Here is a 25,101-nt window from a genome sequence, read left to right on the forward strand (position 1 = left end):
TTACTCAAATCGAGAATGATATGGATCTGACCCAGTTGGATGTCTTCCGCGCGATTGCCGAAGAGGGCAGCATTACCGCCGCCGCCGACAGGCTGCACCGTGTGCCGTCAAATATCTCTACCCGCCTGCGCCAGCTGGAAGAAGAGCTGGGCTGCGAACTGTTCCGGCGGGAAAAACTGCGGCTGCACATCACCGACAGCGGCCGCACGCTGCTGGACTACGCACGGCGCATTCTGGCGCTGGCCGATGAGGCGAAGCTGAGCGTTTCCGGCCAGCATCCCAGCGGCGTCTTTACCCTGGGTGCGATTGAAAGCACTGCCGCGGTGCGCCTGCCGCCGCTGATTGCCCGCTACCATCAGCAGTGGCCACAGGTGGAGCTGGATCTCTCCACCGGACCTTCCGGCGATATGATTGACGGGATTTTCTCTGGCCGCTACAGCGCGGCGTTCGTCGACGGGCCGCCGAAGCATCCGCAGCTGGAGGGCGTACCGGCCTTTAGCGAAGAGCTGGTACTGATCGGCGCGCTGAATCATCCGCCGGTGCCGGACGCCGCCAGCATTTCCGGCTCAACGATTTACGCCTTCCGTGCCAACTGCTCCTATCGGCGGCTGTTTGAAAACTGGTTCGCGCGGGAAAACGCCGTACCGGGCAAGATTTTCGAAATGGAGTCGTATCACGGCATTCTGGCCTGCGTCAGCGCAGGCGCGGGGCTGGCGCTGATCCCGGCCAGTATGCTGGAGAGTATGCCGGGGCGCGACAGCGTGCAGGCCTGGCCGCTGGGTGGAGGGATGGGCAATATTGAAATCTGGCTGGTGTGGCGCAAAGGCACACACTCAGCCAATTTAAAAGCGATGACCGAAATGCTGCAACCCTGACCAGCGGCGGGCAACGTCCAGCAGCACCTGTGCTCCGGCGCTGACCGCCTCCGGCTCTGCCCATTCTTCCGGCGCATGGCTGATGCCCGCGCGGCAGGGAATAAAAATCATCGCCGAGGGGCAGATCGCCGCAAGATAGCGCGCATCGTGACCGGCAGCAGAAAGCACTGAGAGCGCCGGATAGCCGCGCTCACCGGCGGATGTCGCAATGGCCTGCTGGAGCTCAGGGGAAAAGGCGTTGGGTGCCGCTTCGCTCAGGCGGGTGAATTCAATGTCACAGGGTGATGCCATTTCGTTCATCAGCCGTTCGGCTGTCGCCGTCAGCGCCGTTAACTGCCCGGCGTCGGGGTGGCGCAAATCGATGCGGAAGGTCAGGCCATCGGGGATCACCGACGGCGCGTTAGGCTGCATCTCAATCCGCCCTATCGTCAGCATCACCGCCAGATCGGCCTCGCCCACCTCCTCGTAAAGCCGCTGTGCGATGCCGGTGAAGCTGCGCAGGACATCGCGCCGCTGCGCCATCGGCACGGTGCCCGCATGGCCGCGTTCACCGCGCAGCGTCACCTGCCAGGTCACTTTACCCTGAATCCCGCTGACCACCCCGATGGTGGCACCCGCCCGTTCCAGCTGCGTCGCCTGTTCGATATGCACCTCCAGATACGCCGCCGGGGGATGGGGGCAGGCATAAAGAGCCAGCGGCACGGCCCGGTGCAGCGCATCCAGCGCCTGGCCGACGGAGCAGCCTGCCTCGTCGGTCACGGCACGCACCGCCGACAGCGCGCGTGCACCGGCGAACAGCGACGATCCCATCATGCCCGGTGCGAAACGCGATCCTTCTTCATTCATCCACGACACCGCCACCACGTCGCAGGCGGGTTGGAGGCCCCGTTCACGAAACACCGTCAGCACTTCCAGCGCGGCCAGTACGCCGTAAACCCCGTCAAAGCGGCCGCCGGTCGGCTGGCTGTCAAGGTGGCTGCCCAACAGCAGCGGCGCTGCCCGGCGATCCGTGCCGGGCAGAATAACAAACAGGTTACCCGCCGCATCGCGGCGAACCTCCAGATCGCTGGCCTGCGCCCAGTCAATCATCAGCCGCCAGCTTGCCGCTTCTTCCGCGCTGAGCGCCTGACGATTCACCCCGTCACCGGCAATGGTGCCTATCTGCGCCATCCGCATCAGCCGCTGCCAGAGCCGTTCAGCGTTAATAATCATGACGTAACCCTCAGTCGGTGCGCATAATCTGCGCCGGATTGGCACGCGGGTCGCGCACGCCCCATTTACCCGCCTCAACCTGCGCGAAAAACTCCGCCAGCAGCTGGTTAAACAGCTGCGGCTCCTCCAGATTCAGGGTGTGCCCGGTTTTCGGCAGGATCGCCAGACCAGCGGCAGGCAGGTGTTTTTTCAGGTACAGGCCGGGTTGCAGACAGTGATCGTCCTCATCACCGACCATAATCAGCACCGGCAGCATCAGCGCCTGAATCTGCGCTTCCAGCTGGTAGAACGCCGGGCGACGCGCCTGTACGCCGCGCATGGTCAGCGAGGCCCCCAGCGAGTCGTGTTCCGCCAGCCGGTCGGCAAAGCGCTGCCAGCCGCGCGGATCTTTGTTCTGGAACTGCACGCGGCTGGCCCCCAGCGCATAGGTCGGCGCAAACTGTTTTGCCCCCTGGCGGGCAAAGTTTTCCCCCACCTGTAACGAGACCTGGCGGAAATACGCTTCGGTTTCCGGCTCGCAGCCGTAGCCTGCCCCGGCGACGGTCAGCGACAGCGCACGTTCGGGCGCATTGAGGCCAAAATGCAGCGTGGCAAATCCCCCCATCGAAAGCCCGACAATATGCGCCTTTTCGATGCCCAGCCCGTCCAGCACGGCCAGCGCATCATCCACCGCCCGCTGCTGGGAGTACGCCTCCAGATCCTGCGGAACCGAGGACGGCGGATAGCCGCGTGCCGCATAGGTGATGCACTGATAGCGGCGGCTGAAGGCGTGGATCTGCGGCTGCCAGCTGTCAAAACTGCCGCCAAATTCATGAATAAACAGGATCGGGATGCCTTCCCCGCTGGTTTCAACCCACAGCTCAACCCGATCGTTAGTGGTAATAAACATGGTTCGCTCCTCAGAATGGTTGGCGGAACTGCTGCAGCTGCGCGGCCTGGGCCACCATTTCCGGCAGCAGAGCGGCGAATTTCTCCGCCCATTCAACCGGAACGGTGGTGCTGACTTTGATAAAGCGATCGCCAAAGGTAGCGGTGTGATAACCGCCATGGCGGATCTGAATGCCCTGTTGCAGATAGCACTCCACCAGCGCTTCGGGCCGGATATCGGCACCGGTGACATCGATCACCAGGAAGTTGCCGCCGGAGGGATAGACCGGCAGCGACAGCCCAGGTACGGTGCTGACCGCCTCGGCAATCCGCGCTTTATTGCGTTTGTCCGCCGCCAGCAGCGTGGTCATCCATTCCGCTTTCACTTTTAAACCCGCTTCCGCCGCGCGCTGCGCCGGAACACTGGCCCCCAGCACGCCGCCGTTGTACGGTGCCAGCTCGGCCAGCAGCGCCGGAGCGGCAACCAGCGCGCCGACCCGCAGGCCCGCCAGCCCAAGCCATTTTGAAAAGCTCACCGACATCACCACCTGTTCACTGTCCAGCCCCAGCGCGGCCACGTGCTCCGGGGCAAAGTCGCGGTAGGTACAGTCGTGGATCAGCAGCGCATTATGGCGGCGGGCGATGTCGATAAACGCCTGTAGCTCTTCCCGGCTGTAGTGAATGCCCAGCGGATTGTTCGGGTCGACGAGATAGATCAGCGCGGTGCTGTCGTCTACCGCCGCCGCCAGCGCGTCCGGGGTCAGGCGATAGTGGCAGTCGGGGTTCCAGATCGGAATTTGAATAACTTCAGATCCCATCTGCTCAGCGAACTGGCAGGGCCATTTCCAGCTGGGATCGGTGGTAACAAAGGTGGTGCCGGGGCGGCAGCGGGCGCGGCACAGCGTCGCCAGGGCATTCACCCCGCCGTCGGTGACCATCGCCGTCACACCGGCAACCCCAATGTCGGCGACAATAGCGCTACGTAGTGACTCAAACCCCAGCGGCGGCGCATAGGCACTGAATTCGGTGGCGGCCACCGAATTATGCAGCGCGGCCAGCACCTCGGGATGCGGCGGCAGATGGTTGGTGTTCTGCCCCATCCAGATCAGCCCTTCGGTGGCAAACAGCCGATCGAACCAGGCATTACGCGTATAGATATCTGACATGCTGCGCTCCCGGTTAAATGACCGATCCACGCGCAGCAATGCCGCCGTCGATAGTGATGTTGGTGCCGCTGATGTAACCCGCGCGCCCTGAAGACATAAAGGCCACCAGGTCCGCCACCTCTTCAGAGGTAGCCGGGCGCTGGCCCGGATAGAGCGCGAACAGCTCCTCCCAGCGCGACTCGTCGCCCAGCATGTCGATCGCTTTGCGCTTCATGATTTTCAGCATGCGGTCGGTGGCGACCGGGCCGGGGTTGATGCCGATGACCCGGATGCCGTCATCCAGGCTGCGGCCGCCCAGCGCTTTGGTGAACGACATCAGCGCGGCGTTGCCGGTGCTGCCGGCGATATAGCTGGCATCCCAGTTTTCCCCGGAGTTGCCGATGACGTTGACGATCACGCCGCTTTTGGCCGCTTTCATTTGCGGGTAGTAAAGACGGCAGAGGGAGATATAGCCGAAGACCTTCAGATCGAACCCGGCACGCCACTCGCGGTCGCCGACCACCTCGAGCGATCCGGCAGGGATATCGCCCGCGTTATTGACAAGAATATCAATCGCGCCGACTTCGGCCGCCAGGGACTCCATCGCCGCCGTTGAGCTGAGGTCTTTTTCATACACCGAAACGCTGACGCCATATTCGGCAATCAGCGCCTGTTGCAGATCGCGCATCGCCGCGCCGTTACGCGCCGCCAGGTGTAGCGTACAGCCTTCGGCGGCCAGTACGCGTGCCGTCGCTTCGCCGATGCCTTTTGATGCGCCGGTAATCAGCGCGATCTTGCCGTTCAGATTGAGATTCATTTGGTGCCCTCCAGTTTAGGTATACATAGCAAAGCAATTTGCATACCAGGAAGGCAAAAATGTTTATTTGGTGAAGCCCGCGATAAAATCGACCAGGTCATCGCCCAGCAGGGTCAGGTGCTTGCGCATCGCGTCGTGCGCGGCATCGGCGTCGTTACGGGCGATCGCCTCAAGGATCGCGCCATGCTCCTCGAGAGTTTTATTGACCCGCCCCGGATGGAAGGTCACCCGGCGGCGATAAACGCCCACGCGGTTACGCAGAGCGCGCGTCTCCTCGGCTAAAAAAGCGTTGCGCGCAAAGGCGTAGATCCCTTCGTGGAAGCTGAGATTCATTTCATAGAAGGCTTCCGGCGAGATTGACGGGCCGCGATCCGCCATCTGCTGCTGGATCTGACGCAGCGCAGCCAGCTGATCCGGCGAAATGCGCCGCGCCGCCAGCCGCGCGCACAGCCCTTCCAGCTCGGCCATCACCTGAAACATTTCCAGCAGCGTATTCATGCTCAGGGCGCGCACCATCACGCCCTGACGGCCGTTGAGATCCACCAGCCCGTCGGCCGCCAGCAGGCGAAAGGCCTCGCGTACCGGGGTGCGGGACACGCCAAAGCGCGCACCAATTTCCTTTTCGTCCAGTCGTTTACCCGGCTCCAGCGCACCGCTGGCGATCTCTTTTTCCAGCGTCTGCTTCAGGCCGTCCGCCAGCGAGGTTCCCGTCAGGCGGGGGAGGTTTTTTTGCTCACTCATGGTGCTGTTTGCTCGTCAGGTTGCACTGTTACGATCCATTTGCATACCTGTTAAATGAAAAGGTATACATCTCTTTCACCGCTTTATATTGCGTATTGTCGCTGATTTCTGGCGCGGGTCAATGGCCTTTATTGAAACTGGCACACATCCTGCAAGTCCTGAAGGGCAGTTAAGACTTTAAAAAAGCGCTTACATGTATACATAACACGATTTTTCATTACCCACTGAATGTTAAACCCGAAACCAGAGGATACGCTCATGTCAGGACTTACCTCGCAGTTCGCCCGTCGTTGTCTGACTGGATTGCTCTGTACCGCGCTGATGGCCAGCGCCGCGCAGGCCGCGCAGGAGAAAGTTTCCGTGCGCCTGAAATGGCTGGCGCAGGCGCAGTTTGCCGGCTTTTACGTTGCCAAAGAAAAAGGCTTTTATGCGCAGCAGGGGCTGGACGTCACCATCAATCCGGGCGGTCCGAACATCAACGTAGAAACCTTAGTGGCGTCGGGCGCGGATACCTTCGGCCTGGCGGGCGGTATGGAGAGCGTGCTGGCCGCGCGGGAAAAAGGTCTGCCGATTGTCGCGCTGGCGATGTCCCAGCAGCGCACGCCGTTCGCTTTTGTCACCTATGCGGATTCCGGCATCAACAGCTTTAAAGATTTTAAAGGCAAAAAAGTCTCGGTGTGGTTTACCGGCGTGCAGTATCCGCTGCTGGCCTCGCTGGGTGCAGCAGGGCTGAAAAAAGAGGATATCACCCTGCTGCCGCAGTCGGTGTCGCTCAACCCGTTTATCGATAAGCAGGTCGATGTCGCCACCGTCACCCTCTATAACGAATACAACACGCTGAAAGAGAAAGGCGTCACCAACCTCAAACTGATTTCACCCGATGACGTCGGGGTGACCACCCAGCAGGATGCGCTGATTACCTCAAAATCGATGGTGGAAAAAAAGCCGCAGCAGGTCCAGGCCTTTGTTAACGCCACGCTGGAAGGCTGGAAATACGCTCTCACCCACCGCGACGAAACCATTGATATTCTGATGAAAACCAACCCGAGCCTCGATCGTAAGCATCAGGTGGCGATGCTCGACTCCGTCGCCTCGCTGATGTACCCGCAGGGATCGCCGGGGCTGGGCAACGTCGATATGCCGAAAGCCGAGAAGATGATGAAGCTGCTGGTGGAGTACGGCGCGCTGAAACAGCCGGTTGACGTTAACCAGACCTTCGACCTCAGCTTCTGGAATAACGTCCCGGCGCAGTACAAAACCCTTAACTGATCACCGCACGGAGAAGCCTGATGACCGTTGCACCAAAAAAACATCTGCCCCTGCTGCAGCTGGATAATTTATGGAAACGCTTTGGCGATGGGCAGCAACAGGTCATCGCCGTCTCCGGCGTCAACCTGACCGTCAATGAGGGGGAGTTTGTCACGCTGGTTGGCCCTTCCGGCTGCGGCAAGTCAACCCTGTTCAATATGATCGCCGGACTGCTCGACCCGGACAGCGACGGGGCGATCCTGTTTAAAGGCCAGTCTCAGCGGGATGGCGAGCTGCTCGGCAAAGTGTCGTTTATGCCGCAGCGGGACCTGCTGCTGCCGTGGCGCACCATTATGGATAACGCCATTCTGGCGCTGGAGTGTGAAGGCGTGCCGCGCAAAGAAGCACGCAAACGCGCCGAGGCGCTGTTCCCCAGCTTTGGTCTCAGCGGCTTTGAGCAGAGCTATCCACATCAGCTCTCGGGTGGAATGCGCCAGCGCGTGGCGCTGATGCGCACCTTCCTGTTTGAGCGCGATTTAATGCTGCTGGATGAGCCGTTCGGCGCGCTGGATGCACTGACCCGCACGCTGATGCAGCGCTGGCTGCTGAAGCTGTGGGAGCAGCATCGCCGCACCGTGCTGTTTATCACCCACGACATCGATGAGGCGATCTTCCTCGGTAGCAAAGTGGTGGTGATGAGCGCGCGCCCCGGCACCATCAAATGCGTTGAGCAGATCGATCTGCCCCGCCCGCGTACCCCCGACATGCTTACCTCTGCCGAATTTATCGCCATCAAGAAACGGCTGCTGGAGGCGATTGAGGAGGAGAGCATGAAGTCATTTCGCTTCACCGAGCATGAGGAACAGTCATGATCAAACGCCTTCTGACCCATCCTCTGGTGGTCGCGGTGTTGCTGGTGCTGCTGTTCTGGCAGGGAAGCGTCACGCTGTTTGCCATCAGCCCACGCTATCTGCCGTCGGTGCCGATGGTGGTGGCAGATATCCGCGCGAACGCCGATCTGCTGCTGGCCAGCACCGGGCGCACCGGGCTGGAAACGCTGCTGGGCTTTGCGCTGGGCACCGCGTTTGGCGTGGCCTGCGGCATCCTGTTTTTCTACGTCAGCTGGATCGATCGCGCCTGGTTTCCGCTGTTTGTTATCTCGCAGACCGTGCCGGTGATTGCCTTTGGCGCGCTGGTGGTGATCTGGTTCGGCAACACGCTGTTCGCCAAGGTGATGATCGCTTTTTACCTGACGTTTTTACCCGTCACACTGAACACCAAGCGCGGCCTGCAAATGGTGGACCCGCTGCATATCAGCCTGCTGCGCAGTTTCGGTGCCAGCGGCCTGAAGCGTTTTCTGGTGCTGCACTTCCCCGCCGCCGCTCCGTCGATTTTTGTGGCGCTGAAACTGGGCATTTCCCTCAGCCTGGTCGGCGCAATTGTCGGCGAGTGGTTCGGTGACACCACGGGTCTGGGCGTGCTGCTGATCCAGTCGATGTACAACGAAGACGTGGTGAGGATGTGGACGCTGATCGTGATCTGCGGGCTGACCGGTGCGCTGCTGTATGGCGTGGTGGAACGGCTGGAGAACAAACTGGCCTGGTGGGGGAAATAACCGTGATACGCAAACTTCTGCCGCCGTTCTTCGGCGTACTCAGCCTGATCCTGCTGTGGGAAGGCAGCATCTGGCTGTTTCATATTCAGCCGTTTGTGCTGCCTTCGCTGCACAGTATCGTGCTGGCCATTTTTAGCAGCGGCAACAGCCTGTGGGTGTCTATGGGCTGGACGCTGGTGGAGGCGTTGAGCGGCTTTGCGCTTGGCCTGCTGGCCGGTCTGCTGCTGGCCATGCTGATGACGATTTTTCGCCCGCTGGAGGCGATTCTGATGCCGCTGGCGGTGGCGATTAACTCGGTGCCGACCGTGGCCTGGATACCGCTGGCGCTGATCTGGTTTGGTATGGGGGCGCTGTCCAAAATCGTGCTGGTGGTGCTCGCCGTCAGCTTTGTCATCCTGGTCAACAGCCTGCACGGCCTGAAACAGGCCGACCCGCAGATGATCAATCTGATGCGCAGCTTCGGTGCCAGCCGCCTGACCATTATGCGCAAACTGCAGCTGCCCGCCGCGCTGCCCAGCATCGTCAGCGGCCTGCGCGTGGGGCTGGTGCGCAGCATTATCGTGGCGATTGTCGCCGAAATGCTCGGCGCGTATCAGGGCATCGGCTGGACCATCTTCCAGTCCACGCAGCAGGTGGATCTGCTGACCGTATGGGCTGCCGTCGTCGTTTCTTCTCTGGTCAGTATCGCACTCTACGGCCTGTTGGCCTGGATCGACACGACCTTCATCTGGTGGAAATAATCATGACTCAATCCGAACAGCAACTTCGCGTACAGCTTGCCGCCTGCTACCGGCTGATCGCGCATTTCAAGATGGACGATCTGATTTACAACCATATTTCCGTACGCCTGCCGGGGCCGGAACACCATTTTCTGATCAACCCCTACGGACTGTTTTTCTCTGAGGTGACCGCCTCCAGCCTGATTAAGATCGATCTGGAAGGCAACGCGCTGGAACCGAGTGACTATGAGGTAAACCGCGCCGGGTTCGTCATCCACAGCGCGATCCACGCGGCGCGGGAAGATGCCATCTGCGTACTGCATACCCATTCCGATGCGGCCACCGCCGTCTCGGCGCTCGAAGAGGGTTTACAGCCGGTCAGCCAGTTTGCCATGCACTTCTGGAATCGCCTTGGCTATCACGCCTATGAGGGCGTGGCGCTGGATACCGATGAGCGCGAGCGGCTGGTGCGCGACCTCGGCCCGCATCAGGTAATGGTGCTGCGCAACCACGGCATTCTCGCCGCCGGTCGCACCATTCCCGAAGCCTTTATGCTCGCTTACTACTTCGAACGCGCCGCGCGCATTCAGCTGATGGCGCAGGGCAGCGGTAGCCAGCTGCTGCTGCCGCCGGAAGCCGTTTCGGAGAAAGCCGCACGCCAGTTTAATCAATGTGAAGGGGATATCCGCCTGCGTGGTGAACGCGAGTGGCCCGCCTTTATCCGTCTGCTGGACAACCTTGACCCCAGCTATCGTCAGTAACGCTTGAGGAGATTAGTCATGTTAGAACTTCGTCCGTTAACCGAACATATCGGCATGGAAGTGCTGAACGTTGATGCCACCCAGCCGATCGATGCTGAGACCTTTGCCGCCCTGCGCGATGCGCTGAACACCCACTCGGTGCTGCTCCTGCGCCAGCAGCCGGTCAGCGAGTCGCAGCACGTGGCCTTTGCCCGCGAGTTCGGCGAGCTACAGGTTCACGTGCTGAGCCAGTATCTGACCACGCCGTATCCCGAACTGTATGTGCTGTCCAACGTTAAGCAGGACGGTAAGGCAATTGGCAACCATAAAGAGGGCTGGAACTGGCACTCTGACTGGTCCTATTACGATGTGCCCTGCTTCGGCTCGGTGCTGCACGCGGTGGAAGTACCGCCGGTCGGTGCGGATACGCTGTTTTCCTCCATGTTTGCCGCCTATGACGCGCTGGACGAGGAGACGAAACGTCTGATCCAGCCGCTGAGCGCGGTGCACTCCTATTCCACCTACTACGCCAAAGCCTTCGCCGATCGTGAACCGCTGACCGAGGTGCAGAAAGCCGCCACGCCGGACGTGATCCACCCGCTGGTGCGTCGCCATCAGGAAACCGGCCGCCCGTCGCTGTTTGTCGGCCAGGATATCGTGAAAGAGATCGTCGGCCTGTCGCCGGAAGAGAGCGACGCGCTGCTGGCCCGGCTGAATGCCCACGCCGTTAGCGAGCAGTTTGTCTATCGCCACAAGTGGCAGGCGCACGATCTGCTGATCTGGGACAACCGCTGTACCATGCACCAGGCCACGCCGTATGACGATGTGGCCTATCGCCGCGTGATGCATCGCGCGACGGTGAAGGGCAGCGAACGCCCGCAGGCGCTGGTGTAAGCCATGGCAGCTTCCGGCGAACGACTGCATCAGGCGCTGCTACAGGCCTTTAAGCAGCGCCACCTGAACAGCCTGAGCTGGCTGGCTGCGGAACCGGCGCTGGCAGCGGCGGCGGCAGGCAGCAACGACGCGAGCGCCCCGCTCGCCGGTTTCCCACTGGTGGTGAAAGACAATATCGATGTTGCCGGAATGCCGACCAGCATCGGCACCGCGCTGCTGGCGGAGGAGCCGGTCAACCGCAGCGCGGAGCTGGTGACGCGCTTACAGCGTGCCGGGGCGATTATCATCGGTAAGGCCAGCATGCACGAGCTGGCCTCCGGCACCAGCGGGCTGAATGCAGCCCGGGGCGATGTGCTGCATCCCTTCCTGCCGGGCCGCGTGGTGGGCGGTTCTTCCAGCGGCAGCGCTGCCGCCGTGGCGGCCGGGATTGTTACGGCCAGCATCGGCACCGATACCGGCGCATCGGTGCGGCTTCCGGCCTCGTTCTGCGGGCTGATTGGCTTTCGCCCTTCGCTCGCGCGCTATCCGCAGCAGGGGATCGCCCCCATATCCCCCAGCCGGGACACCGCCGGCATTATCGCTCAGCGTATGGACGACGTGCTGGCGCTGGATGCCGTTATCAGCGGTGAATCCGCCCTGCCCGCCGTGATACTGGCCGATCTGCGGCTGGGCGTACCCCGCGCGCACTTCTGGCTCGGCTGCGAACCGGCCGTTGCGGCGGCGGCGGAGACGGTGCTGCACCGGTTACGCGATCTCGGCGTCACGCTGGTTGAGGTGAACATTGAACAGGCCGGGGAGCTGGCGGTACAGGCGGGATACCCGATGGCTTCGTTTGAGATGCTGCGCGACCTGCCGCGCTATCTGCAACAGCGCGGCAGCCGCTACAGTTTTGACCAGCTGAAAAGCGCCATCGCCAGCCCCGACGTGCAGGCGCTGGTGGCAGATGCCGAAACCATCGGCCCCGAACGCTATCAGGAAGCACTTAACCACTGGAAGCCGCTGTTGATTGCCCGCTATCAGACCGTTTTTCAGCAGCATCGCTTAGACGGTCTGGTATTCCCAACGGTGCCTTTGCTGCCGCCGCCGGTCGTGCAGGCCAATGCGCTGTTCCGCCAGCTGATCGCCAACTGCGAACCGGCTACGGTCGTTGGACTGCCCTGCATCAGCCTGCCGCTGGCGCAGACGCCGGACGGCATTCCGGTGGGGATGGAGTTCCAGTTTGCGGCCGGGAAGGATCGCCGCCTGCTGGCGGCCGCGGCGCTGCTGATGACACAGTACCACCACGGATTGACGAGTTGAAATAGACGTAAAGGTAACGGGACAGAGGTTAACGCTGAAGCTGCGCCCTGTTAAGCACGGGTGTTACGTCATTGCTTCTGAGATCAGGCGATGCGTCACCCCCTTCAAGCGAGGGGGTGACTTTTTTTACGCGATTACTTCACGCAGGTGTCACACTGATTGTGGATCTGCTGGAAGAAGTCGTTGCCTTTATCATCGACCAGGATAAAGGCCGGGAAGTTTTCGACTTCAATTTTCCAGATCGCCTCCATACCCAGCTCAGGGTATTCGACGCACTCCAGACTTTTAATACTCTGCTGCGCCAGCACCGCAGCCGGGCCGCCGATACTGCCGAGGTAGAAGCCGCCGTGTTTCTGACAGGCATCCGTTACCTGCTGACTGCGGTTGCCCTTCGCCAGCATGATCATACTGCCGCCGTTGGCCTGTAGCAGGTCAACGTAGGAGTCCATGCGCCCGGCGGTGGTCGGCCCCAGCGAACCGGAGGCATAGCCTTCCGGCGTTTTGGCCGGACCCGCGTAGTACACCGGGTGATCCTTAATGTACTGCGGCAGCCCTTCGCCGTTATCAATTCGCTCTTTCAGCTTGGCGTGGGCGATATCGCGCCCGACGATAATGGTGCCGCTGAGTGACAGGCGGGTCGATACCGGATACTCAGACAGTTGGGCGAGGATCTCCTTCATCGGGCGGTTCAGATCCACCTGCACCACATCGCCCTCGCCCTGCTGGCGCAGCTCTTCCGGTATATACTGGCCCGGATTCTGCTCCATCTTCTCAATCCAGATACCGTCGCGATTGATTTTCGCCTTGATATTACGGTCGGCGGAGCAGGATACCGCCATCGCCACCGGGCAGGATGCACCGTGGCGCGGCAGTCGGATCACGCGGATATCGTGGGCGAAGTATTTACCGCCAAACTGCGCACCCAGCCCCAGCTGCTGCGCCGCCAGCAGCAGCTCCTGCTCCAGCGCCACGTCGCGGAACGCCTGGCCGTGCTCGTTGCCTTCGGTGGGCAGCTGGTCGTAATAGTGGGTCGAGGCCAGCTTCACGGTTTTCAGCGTGCTGTCGGCCGACGTGCCGCCAATCACAAAGGCAATATGGTACGGCGGGCAGGCCGCCGTACCCAGGCTGCGCATTTTCTCGGTAAGGAAGTTTTTCAGTTTCCCGGGCGTCAGCAGGGCTTTGGTTTCCTGATAGAGGTAGGTTTTATTGGCCGAACCGCCGCCTTTAGCCATGCACAGGAACTTATATTCATCGCCATCAACGCTGTAGAGGTCGATCTGCGCGGGCAGGTTGGTGCCGGTGTTCACCTCGCGGTACATATCCAGCGCGGCATTCTGCGAATAGCGCAGGTTGTCTTCGGTGTAGGTGTTGTACACCCCCTGCGCCAGTGCGGCCTCATCGCCGCCGCCGGTCCACACGCGCTGCCCTTTTTTGCCCATAATAATCGCCGTACCGGTGTCCTGACAGGTCGGCAGAATACCCTTGGCGGCAATTTCGGAGTTGCGCAAAAACTGCAGCGCCACGTAGCGGTCATTCTGGCTGGCTTCCGGATCGGCCAGCATCGCGGCCACCTGGCGCTGGTGCGCCGGGCGCAGCATAAAGGAGGCGTCGTGGAAGGCATGCTGCGCCAGCAGCGTCAGGGCCTGCGGTTCCACTTTTAAAATAGACTGACCGTCGAATTCACTGACGGAAACGTGATCGCGGGTAAGCAGATAGTATTCGGTATCCTCTTTGGCAAGAGGGAACGGGGTCTGATAGTGGAACGGTTTTTTCGACATTTTGCTCTCACTTAATGATAAGTAGCCGCGCAACATCGCTGAACTACCGGCAACGTCACTGGCGATATTTCATTATGGTTTTATTATCTGGCCGGCCCGGGGAGATGCGGGGCCGGCAGGTTTAGTGAGAATGTTATAGGGAGTTGCGGATAATAACCATGACTTCTGTGCCAGATCAGAACATCATCACCATCCACGGATAGCCGATCAGCATCAGTGCGCAAAGGAAGAACAGTCCGAAAATCGTCCCCATTCGCCAGTAGTCTTTGGTGGGCAGATAGCCGCTACCGTAATAAATCGGGCTGGGTCCGGTGCCGTACGGCGTGATAATCCCCATTACGCCCAGTGAGGTACACATCATCAGGCAGAATACCGGCATATTGATCCCCGGAATGGAGGCGGCAATGGTCAGCATAGCGGGCAGCAGCGCGGTGGTGTGCGCGGTGGTGCTGGCAAACAGATAGTGCAGCAGATAGAAGGCGATCATCAGTACCACCGCCGACACCTGCGGATCGTAGCCGTGGAGCAGCAGACCGCCCTGCTTACCCAGCCAGGCGATAAAGCCTACGCGCGCCAGACCGTCGGCCAGCGCCACCAGTGTGGCGAACCAGGCGAAGGTGTTCCACGCCGGTTTGTTGCTGGTGATATCATTCCAGTTCAGCACCCCGGTCCACAGCATCAGCACCACGACCAGCAGCGCGGCCATCGCCGGTTCAATCCACGCCGTGGCGAAGATCCACATCAGCAGCGCGGACACCACAAACACCAGCAGCAGGATTTCGTTGCGCGACAGTTTGCCGAGTTTTTCCAGTTCGCTGGTGGCCCAGCGCGGCACCTCATCGTTAAATTTTACCTCCGGCGGATAGAGCCAGTAGGCCATTAGCGGCATGGTCAGCAGCAGCAGTACGCCCAGCGGCAGGAAGGCGATAAACCACATGCCCCAGGAGATATCAAAGCCGATAACGCTTTTCACCAGCGCCAGCGCCAGCAGGTTCGGTGCCAGCGCGGAGAGGAACATCGAACTAGTGATACAGGCTGCGGTGATCGCCACCCACATCAGATAGGAACCGATCTTACGCGCGCTGGGGTCGTTGGGTTTGGAGCCGTACAGCGGCGGCAGGTTGGCGATAATCGGATAGATAGTCCCGCCGCTACGCGCGGTGTTGGACGGCGTAAACGGGGCCAGCAGCAGGTCGGCGAAGGTGATGGCGTAACCCAGCGTCAGGCTGCGACGGCCCAGGTATTTCACCAGGATCAGCGCCAGACGACGGCCAAACTGCGTTTTGTCATAGCCTGCGGCAAACATAAACGCGCCAAAAATCAGCCATACGGTTGAGTTGCCGAAGCCGCTAACCGCCCACTTAAACGCCTGGGTGGCGGTTTTGAAATTCGGATCGGCCAGTTCCGCCGGGCTGAACAGCACCCACGGACTGAACAAAGCGATGGCCACCACCCCGGTCAGCCCGATCACCGCCCCGGGCAGCGGCTCGAAAATCAGACCGACAATCACACCAACAAAAATCGCGAAGAAGTGCCATGCATAAGGCTCCAGCCCCTCAGGCACCGGCATCAATAGCAGCAGTACCGCCACGAGAACGGGCAGGAACATCATAATCAGGCGTTTTTTATTTCCCGTTGCGGCCGGAGGGGCAGCAGCGGTTTCACTAACCGACGATGTCTGTTTCATAGTTTTTATCTGCAGGTTGATGAGTTTGAGTGAAGTATCCACATACTTTATAGCCGATATTCTGTTTATTTTTTAATTTTTTTATGCGGGTAACCCGGGTATCAAGGGAGCCATCCGCCATCAGATAAAATCATGCATTGTTATATTTCGTTTACTTTTGCTATTGCCGCGAAATTAAATGGAAATATTAATATCAATAATAAGGTTTATCTCAACAGCGACAACCTGTCGTTTACTTTATAGACAATACAGTTAAAACAACAAAAACAACTTATAGGATATTGTTTTTGTTGAAGTTATTTTTATGTATATTGAAAGTTGATTTTTTGTTCTTGTTGGTTAACAATTAATAAATTATTTTATTTTGGCACAGTAATATCTGTTCATTGTTGGTGGTTGAATTTAGAATAAAAAACTATCCACCCGAGTAATTTTATATTCGCCACAGGATGCCGTTAAATCGCTATTTTTTAAATCGTCGCCTGCAACAGAATTATAAGAATTTTTATTTGGAGCCCACCTGATGAATACGTTAAGCCCTGTTCTTAATCCGCTGACGCTGCCGAACGGCGCCGTGCTGAAAAACCGTCTATTAATGGCCCCCATGACCACCTGTACCGGCTTTTACGACGGCACGGTCACCAGTGAACTGGTCGAATACTACCGCGATCGCGCGGGCAGCATTGGTACGGTGATCGTTGAGTCCTGCTTTATCGACCCCAAAGGACCGGCTTTTCCCGGCGCTATCGGCATCGACAGCGATAACAAAATCTCGGGTCTGGCAAAAATTGCCCACGCTATCAAGACCAAAGGCTCCAAGGCCATTTTGCAGATTTATCACGGTGGCCGCATGGTGGAGCCGGAGCTGATCGGCGGAAAAACGCCGGTAGCGCCAAGCGCTATCGCCGCTCCCCGTGAAGGCGCAACGACCCCACAGGCGCTGACCGCAGAAGAAGTCGACGTGATGATCACTAAGTTCGGCGATGCGGTAAACCGGGCAATCAAAGCCGGGTTTGACGGCGTGGAGCTGCACGGTGCGAATACCTATCTGATCCAGCAGTTCTATTCACCGAACTCCAACCAGCGCGATGATAAATGGGGCGGCAGCCGCGATAATCGCACCCGCTTCCCGCTGGAGGTGCTGGAGATCACCCATAAGATGGTGCGGCGCTTTGCCGACTCCACCTTTATCATCGGCTATCGCTTCTCGCCGGAAGAGCTGGAAGTGCCCGGTATCCGCTTCGACGATACGATGTACCTGCTGGAGAAGCTGGCGGAGCGCGGCATTGACTATGTGCATTTCTCCGTCGGCCAGCTGTTGCGCCCGTCGATTGTTGACCGCGACGATCCTACTCCGCTGATCACCAAATATCTTGCCGCCCGTACGGCGACCCTGGCAAAGGTGCCGGTTATCGGCGTGGGCGGCGTGCTGAATAAAGCCGACGCCGAACTGGCGCTGGAAAAAGGCTTCGATCTGGTGGCGGTAGGTAAAGCCTGCATCGCCTACCCGGACTGGGCCGATCGCATCATTAAAAACGAGCAGCTGGAGCTGTTTATCAACAGCACCCAGCGGGAAGCGCTGAACATTCCTGAACCGCTGTGGCGATTCTCACTGGTGGATGCGATGATCCGCGATGTCAGCTCCGGCGGCCGGAAGTACAAAGCCGGCGTGTACCAGGAGAAAGTGGAAGCCGAAGCGCTGAAGCTGAAAATCAACGTTACGCTGGATACCGACCGTATAACCGACATCGCGATGGTGGCGGATGACTCGCTCGATGTGGACTTCACCACCACCTTTGAGAAGCTGCGTACCCGTATGCTGGTGGCCAACAGCCCCTACGTGGATGCCATCACCGGAGCGACCACCCAGAGTGAGGCGCTGAAAAAAGCCGTCTCACGCGCGATGACCACCTCCAGTAAAGAGCACGTGATCGAAGAAGGCGGCAACCCGCAGGCACCGCAGAGCTACGATGTGGTGGTGATCGGCAGCGGCGGTGCCGGGCTGGCGGCGGCGATCCAGGCCAGCGACGCCGGTGCACACGTGGTGATTATTGAGAAGATGCCGACCATCGGCGGCAACACCATTAAAGCTTCGGTGGGGATGAACGCGGCGGAAACCCACTATCAGCAGCTGAAAGGTATTGAGGACAGCAAAACGCTGTTCTATGACGAGACGCTGAAAGGCGGCAAATTCAAAAACAACCCGGTGCTGCTGAAAGAATTCGTTGAGCGGGCACCGGGGGCGATTGAATGGCTGAAGGACAATAACATCGAACTCAGTGACATCACCATCACCGGCGGTATGAGCGTTGAGCGCACCCACCGTCCTGCCGATCGTTCTGCGGTGGGCGGCTTCCTGATTAGCGGCCTGGTGAAAGGCATTAACCAGCGCAATATCGAGGTACTGCTGGAAACCGCCGTGGAAGAGATCCTGCTGGAAAACGGCGTGGTCAGCGGTGTGAAGGTGGTCGACGAATACAACGACACCCGTGTTCTGAATGCCAAAAGCGTGATTGTGGCCACCGGCGGCTTCAGCGCCAACCGGGAAATGGTGGTGAAATATCGCCCTGAGCTGGATGGCTTTGTCACCACCAACCACAAAGGTGCCACCGGCAGCGGCATTGCCATTCTGCAACACATTGGTGCGGGCACGGTGGATATGGGCGAAATTCAGATCCACCCGACCGTGGAGCAAACCACCTCCTACCTGATTTCCGAAGCCATTCGCGGCGGCGGGGCGATTCTGGTCAGCCAGGCGGGCCATCGTTTCTATAACGAGATGGAAACCCGCGACAAGGTCTCGGCGGCGATTATCGCCCTGCCGGAGAAAAGCGCCTGGATAATCTTCGACAATCAGGTGCGCAGCAACAACAAAGCCGCCGATGAGTACATCGCCAAAGGCTTTGTTGTTAGCGCCCCTACCCCGCACGAGCTGGCGGTGAAGCTGAATATGGACCAGGAGACCCTGCAAACTACGCTGGGGCGCTACAACCAGTTCGTCGACCAGCAGAATGATGAAGATTTTGGCCGCACCACCGCGCTGCGCCATCCGCTGAATCAGGCACCGTACTACGCCATTCGCATTGCCCCCGGTGTGCATCACACCATGGGCGGCATCACCATCAATACCGAAACGGCGGTGCTGGATACTCAGCAGCAGCCGATTGGCGGCGCATGGGCGGCGGGTGAAGTGGTCGGCGGCATCCACGGTGCCAACCGGATTGGCGGTAACGCGATTGCCGATATCATCATTTTCGGCACGCTGGCAGGCCGTAACGCCGCCGCCTGGGCGCGGCGCTGACATCCGGTGGACGGGGTATATGCTTTTTCCGCTGTGATGATGGGTTCCCCGATCCTGCTGAAGCTGTTTGAGCACGATGAAGCGCTGGCTCGCGGGGTATTCCGGCTGATTAAACAGCAGGAAAACCGGCTGACCGTGAATCGCCCCCACTCGGAGGTGATGGCGATTAATCATGCGGCGGGCCGCCATCCGGTGGCCGTCAGCCTGCCGGTGTATCACCTGATCAAACGCGCTCACCGGGTCAGCCTGCTGCCCGGTAGCGCATTTAATTTTGCCATTGGCCCGCTGGTTAAGCGCTGGAAAATTGGTTTTCAGGGCAACAGCGTGCCGCCGGAGGATGAAATCAGGGCGTTACTGACGCTGACCCGGCCCGACGGGATAACCCTCGACGATGATAGCCACAGCGTGTTTCTGCATCAGGTCGGTATGGAAATTGACCTCGGGGCGATTGCGAAAGGCTGGATCGCCGATGAAGTACGCGACTATCTGCGCCAGCAGCAGGTGGATTACGGGCTGATTAACCTCGGTGGCAATATTCAGACGCTCGGCCACCAAACGGAGCGGTGCTGGGGCATCGGCCTGAAGCAGCCCTTTGCTGAAGACGGTGCGCTGATTGGCGTGATTAAGGTGATGAACCGATCGGTAGTCACCTCTGGCGTCTATGAGCGCTATTTCGAACTCGACGGACGGCGCTACCATCATATTCTCGACCCGCGCAGCGGCTATCCGCTGGATAACGAACTGCTCAGCGTGACCGTGATATCGCGAGAGTCGATTGATGGTGATATCTGGACCACGCTGCTGTACGGCATGGGCGTGGAAAACAGCCTGACGTATCTGGCAGATACACCGCAGATTGAAGCGATTTTTGTCACCCGCGACCGCCGGGTGATCTGTTCTTCACAGCGTCAGTTCAGCTTTTCTCTGCTGGATGACAGTTACCTGCTACAAAATGCAACGATCTGACCACTGCGTGACTTGCAACCGAGATTATCTGAAGTCAGGCGGGCGATGCGTTCATCGCCCGGAGAGAAGATTAATAGCGCATCATGACCGATTTCAGACGCGTGTAGTCGTTGATAAATGCGCTACCAAACTCACGCCCGTTACCGGAACTTTTTATTCCACCAAATGGCAGCGCCGGATCGAGGAAGGTATGCATGTTTATCCAGACAATACCGGCCTGGATGCGCTCGCTATAGCGAATTGCCTTATTGAAATTATGCGTCCAGACGCTGGCGGCAAGGCCGAACGGCGAGTTATTGATCTGCTGGAGTACCTTTTCCTCATCGTCATAGGCGAGGAACGATCCAACCGGGCCGAAGGTTTCCTCACGCATCAGCGTAGAGTCTTCACTGCGGACTTTCACCACCGTTGGCAGGAAGTAGTAGCCGGGACGGTCCGGTGAATATCCACCATAAAGGATCTCATCGCCATCCTCTTTCGCCCTGGCAACCATCTTCAGAATTTTCTCCAGATGGGCCTTATTGGCCAGCGGCCCAACCTGACAGTCTTCCTCAAACGGCGAAGCCACTTTCAGCTGAGAAAGCCGCTGGATCAGCGCGCTCAGCACCTCGTCCATTTTCTCTGCGGGCAGGTAGAAACGCTCCGCCGACGCGCAGATTTGCCCCTGATTCACATAGCCTGCCTCCATGATACCGTCGACAATCTCACTGACCGACATATCCGCCAGAAACAGTGCGGCGTTTTTACCGCCCAGTTCCAGAGTCGCCGGTTTTGCCAGCGCGCTGGCGGCATTACCCACCGCACGGCCGGTCGGCACCGAACCGGTAAAGGTCACTTTGGCACAGAACGGGTGTTCGATCAGTAAGGGGCCCAGCAATCCGCCGTTGCCGTTGAGAACGTTGATCGTGCCCGGAGGGAAGCCAACGTCGGCGGCCAGCTGCGCCACCCGCAGCATGGTCAGCGGGGTAAATTCACTCGGTTTCAGCACCACGGTACAGCCACAAACCAGTGCCGCCGCCATCTTCCAGATGGCAATCATGATCGAGAAGTTCCAGGGAATAATGCCGACCACGACCCCCAGCGGTTCACGCTGGGTAAATCCGCGATACTTTTCTCCGTTGAATGACGGCAGGGAAATTTCGGTCGTTTCGCCGTAAATTTTCCCTGCCCATCCGGCAAAGTAACGTAAAAATGCGACAGCCTGATCCACTTCCAGGCCGCGAGACAGCGCGATAGTTTTCCCGGAACACAGCGTTTCTATCTGCGCCAGCTCTTCCCGGTGCTGTTCCATGGCATCGGCCAGTTTCAGCATCAGGTTCCCCCGCGCCAGCGTGGACATCTCCGACCAGCTGCCAAGAAATGCCTGCTGAGCCGCCGCCATGGCCGCTGCAACATCTTCCGCGCAGCCGTCGTGAACGCGTGCCACCTCATTCCCTGTCGCAGGGTCGATAACCGGGCGCAGAGCACCTCCCCCCGGCTGGCTCAATCCATTAATAAAATGGCCGTGATCGCGTTGTAAAAATGCGCTCACCGCCGCCAGCTGTTTTACCTGAGTCATACAAAGCCCCTGTTTGAGAGAGAGAATCCATTCTTGTCAGGGGGCGAAAGCCCCGTGACCACTGGATTTACCACGCTATCAATCTGCGTTATCTGTGGGGTCTTCTGTTTGAGCTTGCGTGCTTTCACATCAGACAATGATGCGGTAATGATGAATCGTTGAAAGTACGTTAAGGCAGGGAAAGCTGGCGCTGAATAGCAGAAAGCGTGCGTTTGCGAATAATACCGCTGGCTGTGCGGATTAACAGCCAGTAAGGCAGCAACTTGAGCCGGGTGGCATTGTCCGGACAGTTGATAAACGTTTCGGTTTGTAGCCGCCAGTCGTCTCCTGCTGGCAATAGTTGAAAATGTAACACCAGGCGGGCCACGCCGGGCTCGTTGAACGCAAAGAATTTGTGCACATCCCGCAGCGGAATAATGCCCATATCAGGTCGCCAGAACCGCCCGGTCAGGCCGTAAGTCAGACTGTCCGGCTGCCGATCCAGCGGGGTGAAGGTATGCAGACCAAAGGCAGCCTGTGGCTTACGCGGTTTATTCCTGGAGAAAAGCTTACCGGGCAACTCACGCAAAATCATAAAAGCATTTGAAAGAGGATCGCCACGCATATCGTACGCGGCAACGGCATCAAGGATAGCCTCTGCACTGGCACGAATAGGCCCGGACTGATGACGCTCGTGGAAATTATACCCCGGTAAAAACGGCGTTTTGCTGTCTGAATATCGACTTTCTTTTTCGCTGATATAGCCAAATATACGCATTATCGATTCCTTATAGAGTGGGGTCGAGGATAGTACGTAAATTGCTAAAACAGAAAGGCGCCGCTGTTAAGAAGCGGCGCCCGATAAGAAGTGCATATCAATGATAGCTGATGGTGGTACCCACCAGGCTATTCGGTTCCGTATACGCTGCGGTGCGAATCGCTCTGGCAGGCACGGCGGTGGCCTTGCCCGACAGCTGGGTCGTCAGTGCAACCAGCGTAGTGCTGCCGGTGACAAAACTGGTGGTTGAAGGCTGTTGCACCGTGGTCAGATAACCCTCTGTTTGTGCTGCCAGGCTGGCACCGGAAACCGTGCTCAGGATGACTGCAACAAGGGCCGTTTTACGAATGTTCATGATGTCCCCTTGATGCCTTTTCCTGCGATAGATGAATTACTGATAGATAACCGCTGTACCGTGCAGTTTGTTATCGCCAGAAGTCGAGGTGATTCGGAAAGATTTCGCGCCTGCCTGTTCAGCTTTCACTGCCAGTTTCGCTTCCAGTGAAGAAAGATTTGACGCGCCGCCTGCAGAAATAACCCCAATCTGTTGCTGCTGCTGAGGTGCACTGTTAACCAGATCGGCCGCGAAGCCGGTGAAAGAAACGGAAGCCAGAGCGATTGCAGCGATGGTCATTTTAATGGTTTTCATAATATTTACTCTCGATTTTGTGCTGTTCGGTTAGTTGGCGTCGTTATTAATTAACGATCGATAATTAAATGTTATCCTCCGTCGTGCGTATCGTCAACACCATTTTATTAACGATCGATAATTTAATAACTAATTCATTGAATTTACTATTTTTATAGTGAGCACTTTTTTGCATAACGCCAGGCGAAATCAGCCATTACGTACCGCTCGACAGCGGCTAACAATGTTTTTATACTGATTGATAATTTAATCATTTGTGCGGTAATGCTAAGCGAGGAATGATGACAACGACTGAGCAGGACGCAGCAACACGTAAAGGCCGGGGACGGCCGAAAACCTTCGATCGGGAAGCGGCGCTGGATATCGCGCTGGAGCTGTTCTGGCGTCATGGCTATGAAGCTACGTCGCTGGCCGATCTGGTGGCGGCGACGGGCGCAAAAGCGCCAACGCTGTATGCTGAATTTACCAATAAAGAGGGAATGTTCCGCGCGGCGGTGGATCGCTATACCGAGAAGTTCGCCAGTAAAAGTGCCGCAGCGCTCTCCTGCCCGGACAGCTGCGTGGCCAGCGGCGTGGAAAACTACTTCCGCTCAACGGCGGCCTGTTTTACCGACAGCGAAAAGCCGGGCGGCTGTTTCTTTATCTGCACCTCAACCGGTCTTTCCGCCAGCTCTGAAGACGTGGCGAAAATGCTGCGCAGGCGGCACGACAACCAGGAACAGAATCTGCTGGAGTTTCTGCAGGACCGTCAGACGGCCGGTGAGCTGGACCCGCGGGCGGACCTGAAAGGCATTTCCGCCTGGCTGGGCTGCCTGCTGCAGGGGATGTCCGTACGCGCCCGCGAAGGCGCGACGGAAGCGGAACTGAATGCGCTGGTGGATACACTGATGCTGCAGTGGCCAGTACTCAGCAGGCTGGGCGTGGATTAACGCGCCGGGCGTTCCAGTCCTAAATGACCGCGCAGCGTATCGGCCTGATACTCTGTGCGGAACACGCCCCTTTCCTGCAGCAGCGGCACCACGTCGTTGAAAAAGGCATCCGAGGCTTCCGGCACCCACGGCGGCATCACCACAAAACCATCCACCGCACGCTGCTGATACCACTCAGCGATACGTGCCGCCAGCGACTGCGCGGTTCCCGCCACGATAAATCCGGACCCGGCGACCCATTTGGTAAACTGCCGCACGGTCATCCCCTGCTCTCTCGCATGGTTCAGCATCGGCGCAAAGCGCTCTTTTCTCGCCAGCTGGCCGACAATATCCGGCACCGGACCGTCAAGATCGTGCTGCGCCCAGTCGTAGTTCATAGTGTTTGAAAGATGGGTCAGCGTGGCCAGCGGATGATGCAGCTGCTTAAGCTCATTCAGCAGATCGTCAGCCTCCTTCTGAGTACGGCCAATCACCGGCTGTAGGCCAGGCAGGATCTTCAGGCTGTCTGGCGTTCGACCGTGGGCCACCACCCGCGCTTTGACCGCCGCGTACCAGGCCTGTGCCGAGGCCAGATCGGGTTTTTCGGCAGCAAACACCGCATCCGCCGTGCGTGCCGCCAGCTCCATAAACGGCCCTGAACCACCGGCCTGAAACGTCACCGGATGGCCCTGCGGCGGGCGTGAAATATTCAGCGGTCCGCGGCTGCTGAACCAGTCGTTATCAATACCGGCATAGCGAATGCGGCTGCCGTCGGCATAAATGCCGTTTTCACGATCGCCGATAATCGCATCATCCGCCCAGCTGTCCCACAGCGTGCGGACCGCTTTGATAAATGCTTCTGCCTTTTCGTATCGCTGCTCGTGGCTCAGCAGCGTCTGACCAAAATTGGCCGCTTCGGCATCGCTGGTCGAGGTCACCACGTTCCAACCGGCGCGCCCGCCGGTCAGATGGTCCAGCGTCGCCAGGGTGCGCGCAGCGGCAAAGGGCTGGATCACCGAGCTGGAGATGGTCCCCGCCAGGCCGATTTTATCGGTGACCGCGCCCAGCGCGGAGAGCACGGTGAACGGTTCCGGCCGCTCGGTCACGCGATGGCGCACCGCTTCGGTCACGCTGTCGCCATACACATCATCAATTGACAGCTTGTCGGCCATAAAAATCAGATCGAACTTAGCCGCCTCGGCCTTTTGCGCCAGAGATTTAATCAGCGGCCAGTCGGTGGGATTCGGTTTTGCCGCGCCGGGCATCCGCCAGCCCGCATAGTGACAGCCGGTGGTTTCCAGAAACAGCGCCAGATGCAGTGACAT

23 protein-coding genes are annotated in these 25,101 nt (G+C 58.8%); 11 read left to right on the forward strand and 12 right to left on the reverse strand.

Going from position 1 to position 25,101, the window contains the following annotated elements; all coding sequences use genetic code 11:
* The first annotated feature begins 20 nt into the window (after window positions 1-20).
* Window positions 21-875 (forward strand): putrescine utilization regulator PtrR, encoded by an 855-nt coding sequence (gene ptrR, locus OMR58_RS01680; RefSeq protein ID WP_264544991.1) that lies wholly within the window; start codon window positions 21-23, stop codon window positions 873-875.
* Here ptrR and OMR58_RS01685 read toward each other — a convergent pair.
* From OMR58_RS01685 to OMR58_RS01705, 5 genes are all read right to left on the reverse strand, one after another.
* Entirely contained in the window at window positions 843-2,087 is a 1,245-nt protein-coding gene (locus OMR58_RS01685; protein ID WP_264544992.1) for a M20 family metallo-hydrolase, read from the reverse strand. The two genes, ptrR and OMR58_RS01685, sit on opposite strands and share 33 nt — an antisense overlap.
* 10 nt (window positions 2,088-2,097) lie before the next feature.
* The gene (locus tag OMR58_RS01690) at window positions 2,098-2,976 is read right to left on the reverse strand and encodes an alpha/beta fold hydrolase (protein ID WP_264544993.1); all 879 of its coding nucleotides are present in this window, start codon (window positions 2,974-2,976) and stop codon (window positions 2,098-2,100) included.
* Window positions 2,977-2,986: 10 nt separating this feature from the next.
* On the reverse strand, window positions 2,987-4,120 hold the full coding sequence (locus OMR58_RS01695) for a pyridoxal phosphate-dependent aminotransferase (RefSeq protein ID WP_264544994.1): 1,134 nt from the start codon (window positions 4,118-4,120) through the stop codon (window positions 2,987-2,989).
* Window positions 4,121-4,133: 13 nt separating this feature from the next.
* A complete protein-coding gene (locus tag OMR58_RS01700; protein WP_264544995.1) occupies window positions 4,134-4,916 on the reverse strand; it encodes an SDR family oxidoreductase in 783 nt (260 codons plus the stop codon).
* A 63-nt stretch (window positions 4,917-4,979) separates the two neighbouring features.
* On the reverse strand, window positions 4,980-5,657 hold the full coding sequence (locus OMR58_RS01705; RefSeq protein WP_264544996.1) for a GntR family transcriptional regulator: 678 nt from the start codon (window positions 5,655-5,657) through the stop codon (window positions 4,980-4,982).
* A 258-nt stretch (window positions 5,658-5,915) separates the two neighbouring features.
* On the opposite strand from OMR58_RS01705, the gene OMR58_RS01710 reads away from it, so the two are divergent.
* Genes OMR58_RS01710 through OMR58_RS01740 form a run of 7 tightly spaced genes read left to right on the forward strand, consistent with a single transcriptional unit; the run spans window position 5,916 to window position 12,172 of the window.
* Complete coding sequence (locus tag OMR58_RS01710; RefSeq protein WP_264544997.1) at window positions 5,916-6,926, forward strand: ABC transporter substrate-binding protein; 1,011 nt, start codon at window positions 5,916-5,918, stop codon at window positions 6,924-6,926.
* Between the two features lie 20 nt (window positions 6,927-6,946).
* Entirely contained in the window at window positions 6,947-7,777 is an 831-nt protein-coding gene (locus OMR58_RS01715; protein ID WP_200559227.1) for an ABC transporter ATP-binding protein, read from the forward strand.
* The gene (locus OMR58_RS01720) at window positions 7,774-8,520 is read left to right on the forward strand and encodes an ABC transporter permease (RefSeq protein WP_200559228.1); all 747 of its coding nucleotides are present in this window, start codon (window positions 7,774-7,776) and stop codon (window positions 8,518-8,520) included. The genes OMR58_RS01715 and OMR58_RS01720 overlap by 4 nt, the downstream gene beginning before the upstream one ends.
* A gap of 2 nt (window positions 8,521-8,522) precedes the next feature.
* The gene (locus tag OMR58_RS01725; protein ID WP_244913696.1) at window positions 8,523-9,260 is read left to right on the forward strand and encodes an ABC transporter permease; all 738 of its coding nucleotides are present in this window, start codon (window positions 8,523-8,525) and stop codon (window positions 9,258-9,260) included.
* 2 nt (window positions 9,261-9,262) lie between these two features.
* Window positions 9,263-10,000 (forward strand): class II aldolase/adducin family protein, encoded by a 738-nt coding sequence (locus OMR58_RS01730; protein ID WP_200559229.1) that lies wholly within the window; start codon window positions 9,263-9,265, stop codon window positions 9,998-10,000.
* Window positions 10,001-10,018: 18 nt separating this feature from the next.
* A complete protein-coding gene (locus OMR58_RS01735; RefSeq protein WP_105591999.1) occupies window positions 10,019-10,873 on the forward strand; it encodes a TauD/TfdA dioxygenase family protein in 855 nt (284 codons plus the stop codon).
* Window positions 10,874-10,876: 3 nt separating this feature from the next.
* Window positions 10,877-12,172 carry an amidase family protein gene (locus tag OMR58_RS01740; protein ID WP_264544998.1) on the forward strand — a complete coding sequence of 432 codons (1,296 nt, stop codon included), beginning with the start codon at window positions 10,877-10,879 and terminating at the stop codon, window positions 12,170-12,172.
* Window positions 12,173-12,306: 134 nt separating this feature from the next.
* Here OMR58_RS01740 and fumA read toward each other — a convergent pair whose 3' ends face one another.
* Window positions 12,307-13,950 carry a class I fumarate hydratase FumA gene (gene fumA / locus OMR58_RS01745; protein WP_200545044.1) on the reverse strand — a complete coding sequence of 548 codons (1,644 nt, stop codon included), beginning with the start codon at window positions 13,948-13,950 and terminating at the stop codon, window positions 12,307-12,309.
* A 175-nt stretch (window positions 13,951-14,125) separates the two neighbouring features.
* The gene (locus OMR58_RS01750) at window positions 14,126-15,637 is read right to left on the reverse strand and encodes an anion permease (protein WP_105592001.1); all 1,512 of its coding nucleotides are present in this window, start codon (window positions 15,635-15,637) and stop codon (window positions 14,126-14,128) included.
* A gap of 523 nt (window positions 15,638-16,160) precedes the next feature.
* On the opposite strand from OMR58_RS01750, the gene OMR58_RS01755 reads away from it, so the two are divergent.
* Both OMR58_RS01755 and OMR58_RS01760 read left to right on the forward strand, forming a co-directional pair.
* A complete protein-coding gene (locus OMR58_RS01755; RefSeq protein WP_200559232.1) occupies window positions 16,161-18,938 on the forward strand; it encodes a flavocytochrome c in 2,778 nt (925 codons plus the stop codon).
* 36 nt (window positions 18,939-18,974) lie between these two features.
* Complete coding sequence (locus OMR58_RS01760; RefSeq protein ID WP_264545143.1) at window positions 18,975-19,904, forward strand: FAD:protein FMN transferase; 930 nt, start codon at window positions 18,975-18,977, stop codon at window positions 19,902-19,904.
* A 70-nt stretch (window positions 19,905-19,974) separates the two neighbouring features.
* Here OMR58_RS01760 and OMR58_RS01765 read toward each other — a convergent pair whose 3' ends face one another.
* From OMR58_RS01765 to bhsA, 4 genes are all read right to left on the reverse strand, one after another.
* A complete protein-coding gene (locus OMR58_RS01765; protein ID WP_264544999.1) occupies window positions 19,975-21,462 on the reverse strand; it encodes an aldehyde dehydrogenase family protein in 1,488 nt (495 codons plus the stop codon).
* Window positions 21,463-21,631: 169 nt separating this feature from the next.
* On the reverse strand, window positions 21,632-22,219 hold the full coding sequence (locus OMR58_RS01770) for a hypothetical protein (RefSeq protein ID WP_264545000.1): 588 nt from the start codon (window positions 22,217-22,219) through the stop codon (window positions 21,632-21,634).
* Window positions 22,220-22,316: 97 nt separating this feature from the next.
* Window positions 22,317-22,574 carry a hypothetical protein gene (locus OMR58_RS01775; protein ID WP_105591644.1) on the reverse strand — a complete coding sequence of 86 codons (258 nt, stop codon included), beginning with the start codon at window positions 22,572-22,574 and terminating at the stop codon, window positions 22,317-22,319.
* Window positions 22,575-22,610: 36 nt separating this feature from the next.
* Window positions 22,611-22,868, reverse strand: coding sequence for a multiple stress resistance protein BhsA (gene bhsA, locus OMR58_RS01780; RefSeq protein WP_264545001.1), 258 nt, complete (start codon window positions 22,866-22,868; stop codon window positions 22,611-22,613).
* Window positions 22,869-23,146: 278 nt separating this feature from the next.
* Between bhsA and OMR58_RS01785 the strand changes: the two genes are divergently transcribed.
* Window positions 23,147-23,797, forward strand: coding sequence for a TetR/AcrR family transcriptional regulator (locus OMR58_RS01785; RefSeq protein WP_275584437.1), 651 nt, complete (start codon window positions 23,147-23,149; stop codon window positions 23,795-23,797).
* Here the strand turns inward: OMR58_RS01785 and OMR58_RS01790 are convergent.
* A complete protein-coding gene (locus OMR58_RS01790; RefSeq protein ID WP_347710558.1) occupies window positions 23,794-25,101 on the reverse strand; it encodes an NtaA/DmoA family FMN-dependent monooxygenase in 1,308 nt (435 codons plus the stop codon). The two genes, OMR58_RS01785 and OMR58_RS01790, sit on opposite strands and share 4 nt — an antisense overlap.

Source organism: Erwinia sp. INIA01, assembly GCF_025947915.1.
GTDB lineage: Bacteria > Pseudomonadota > Gammaproteobacteria > Enterobacterales > Enterobacteriaceae > Erwinia > Erwinia coffeiphila.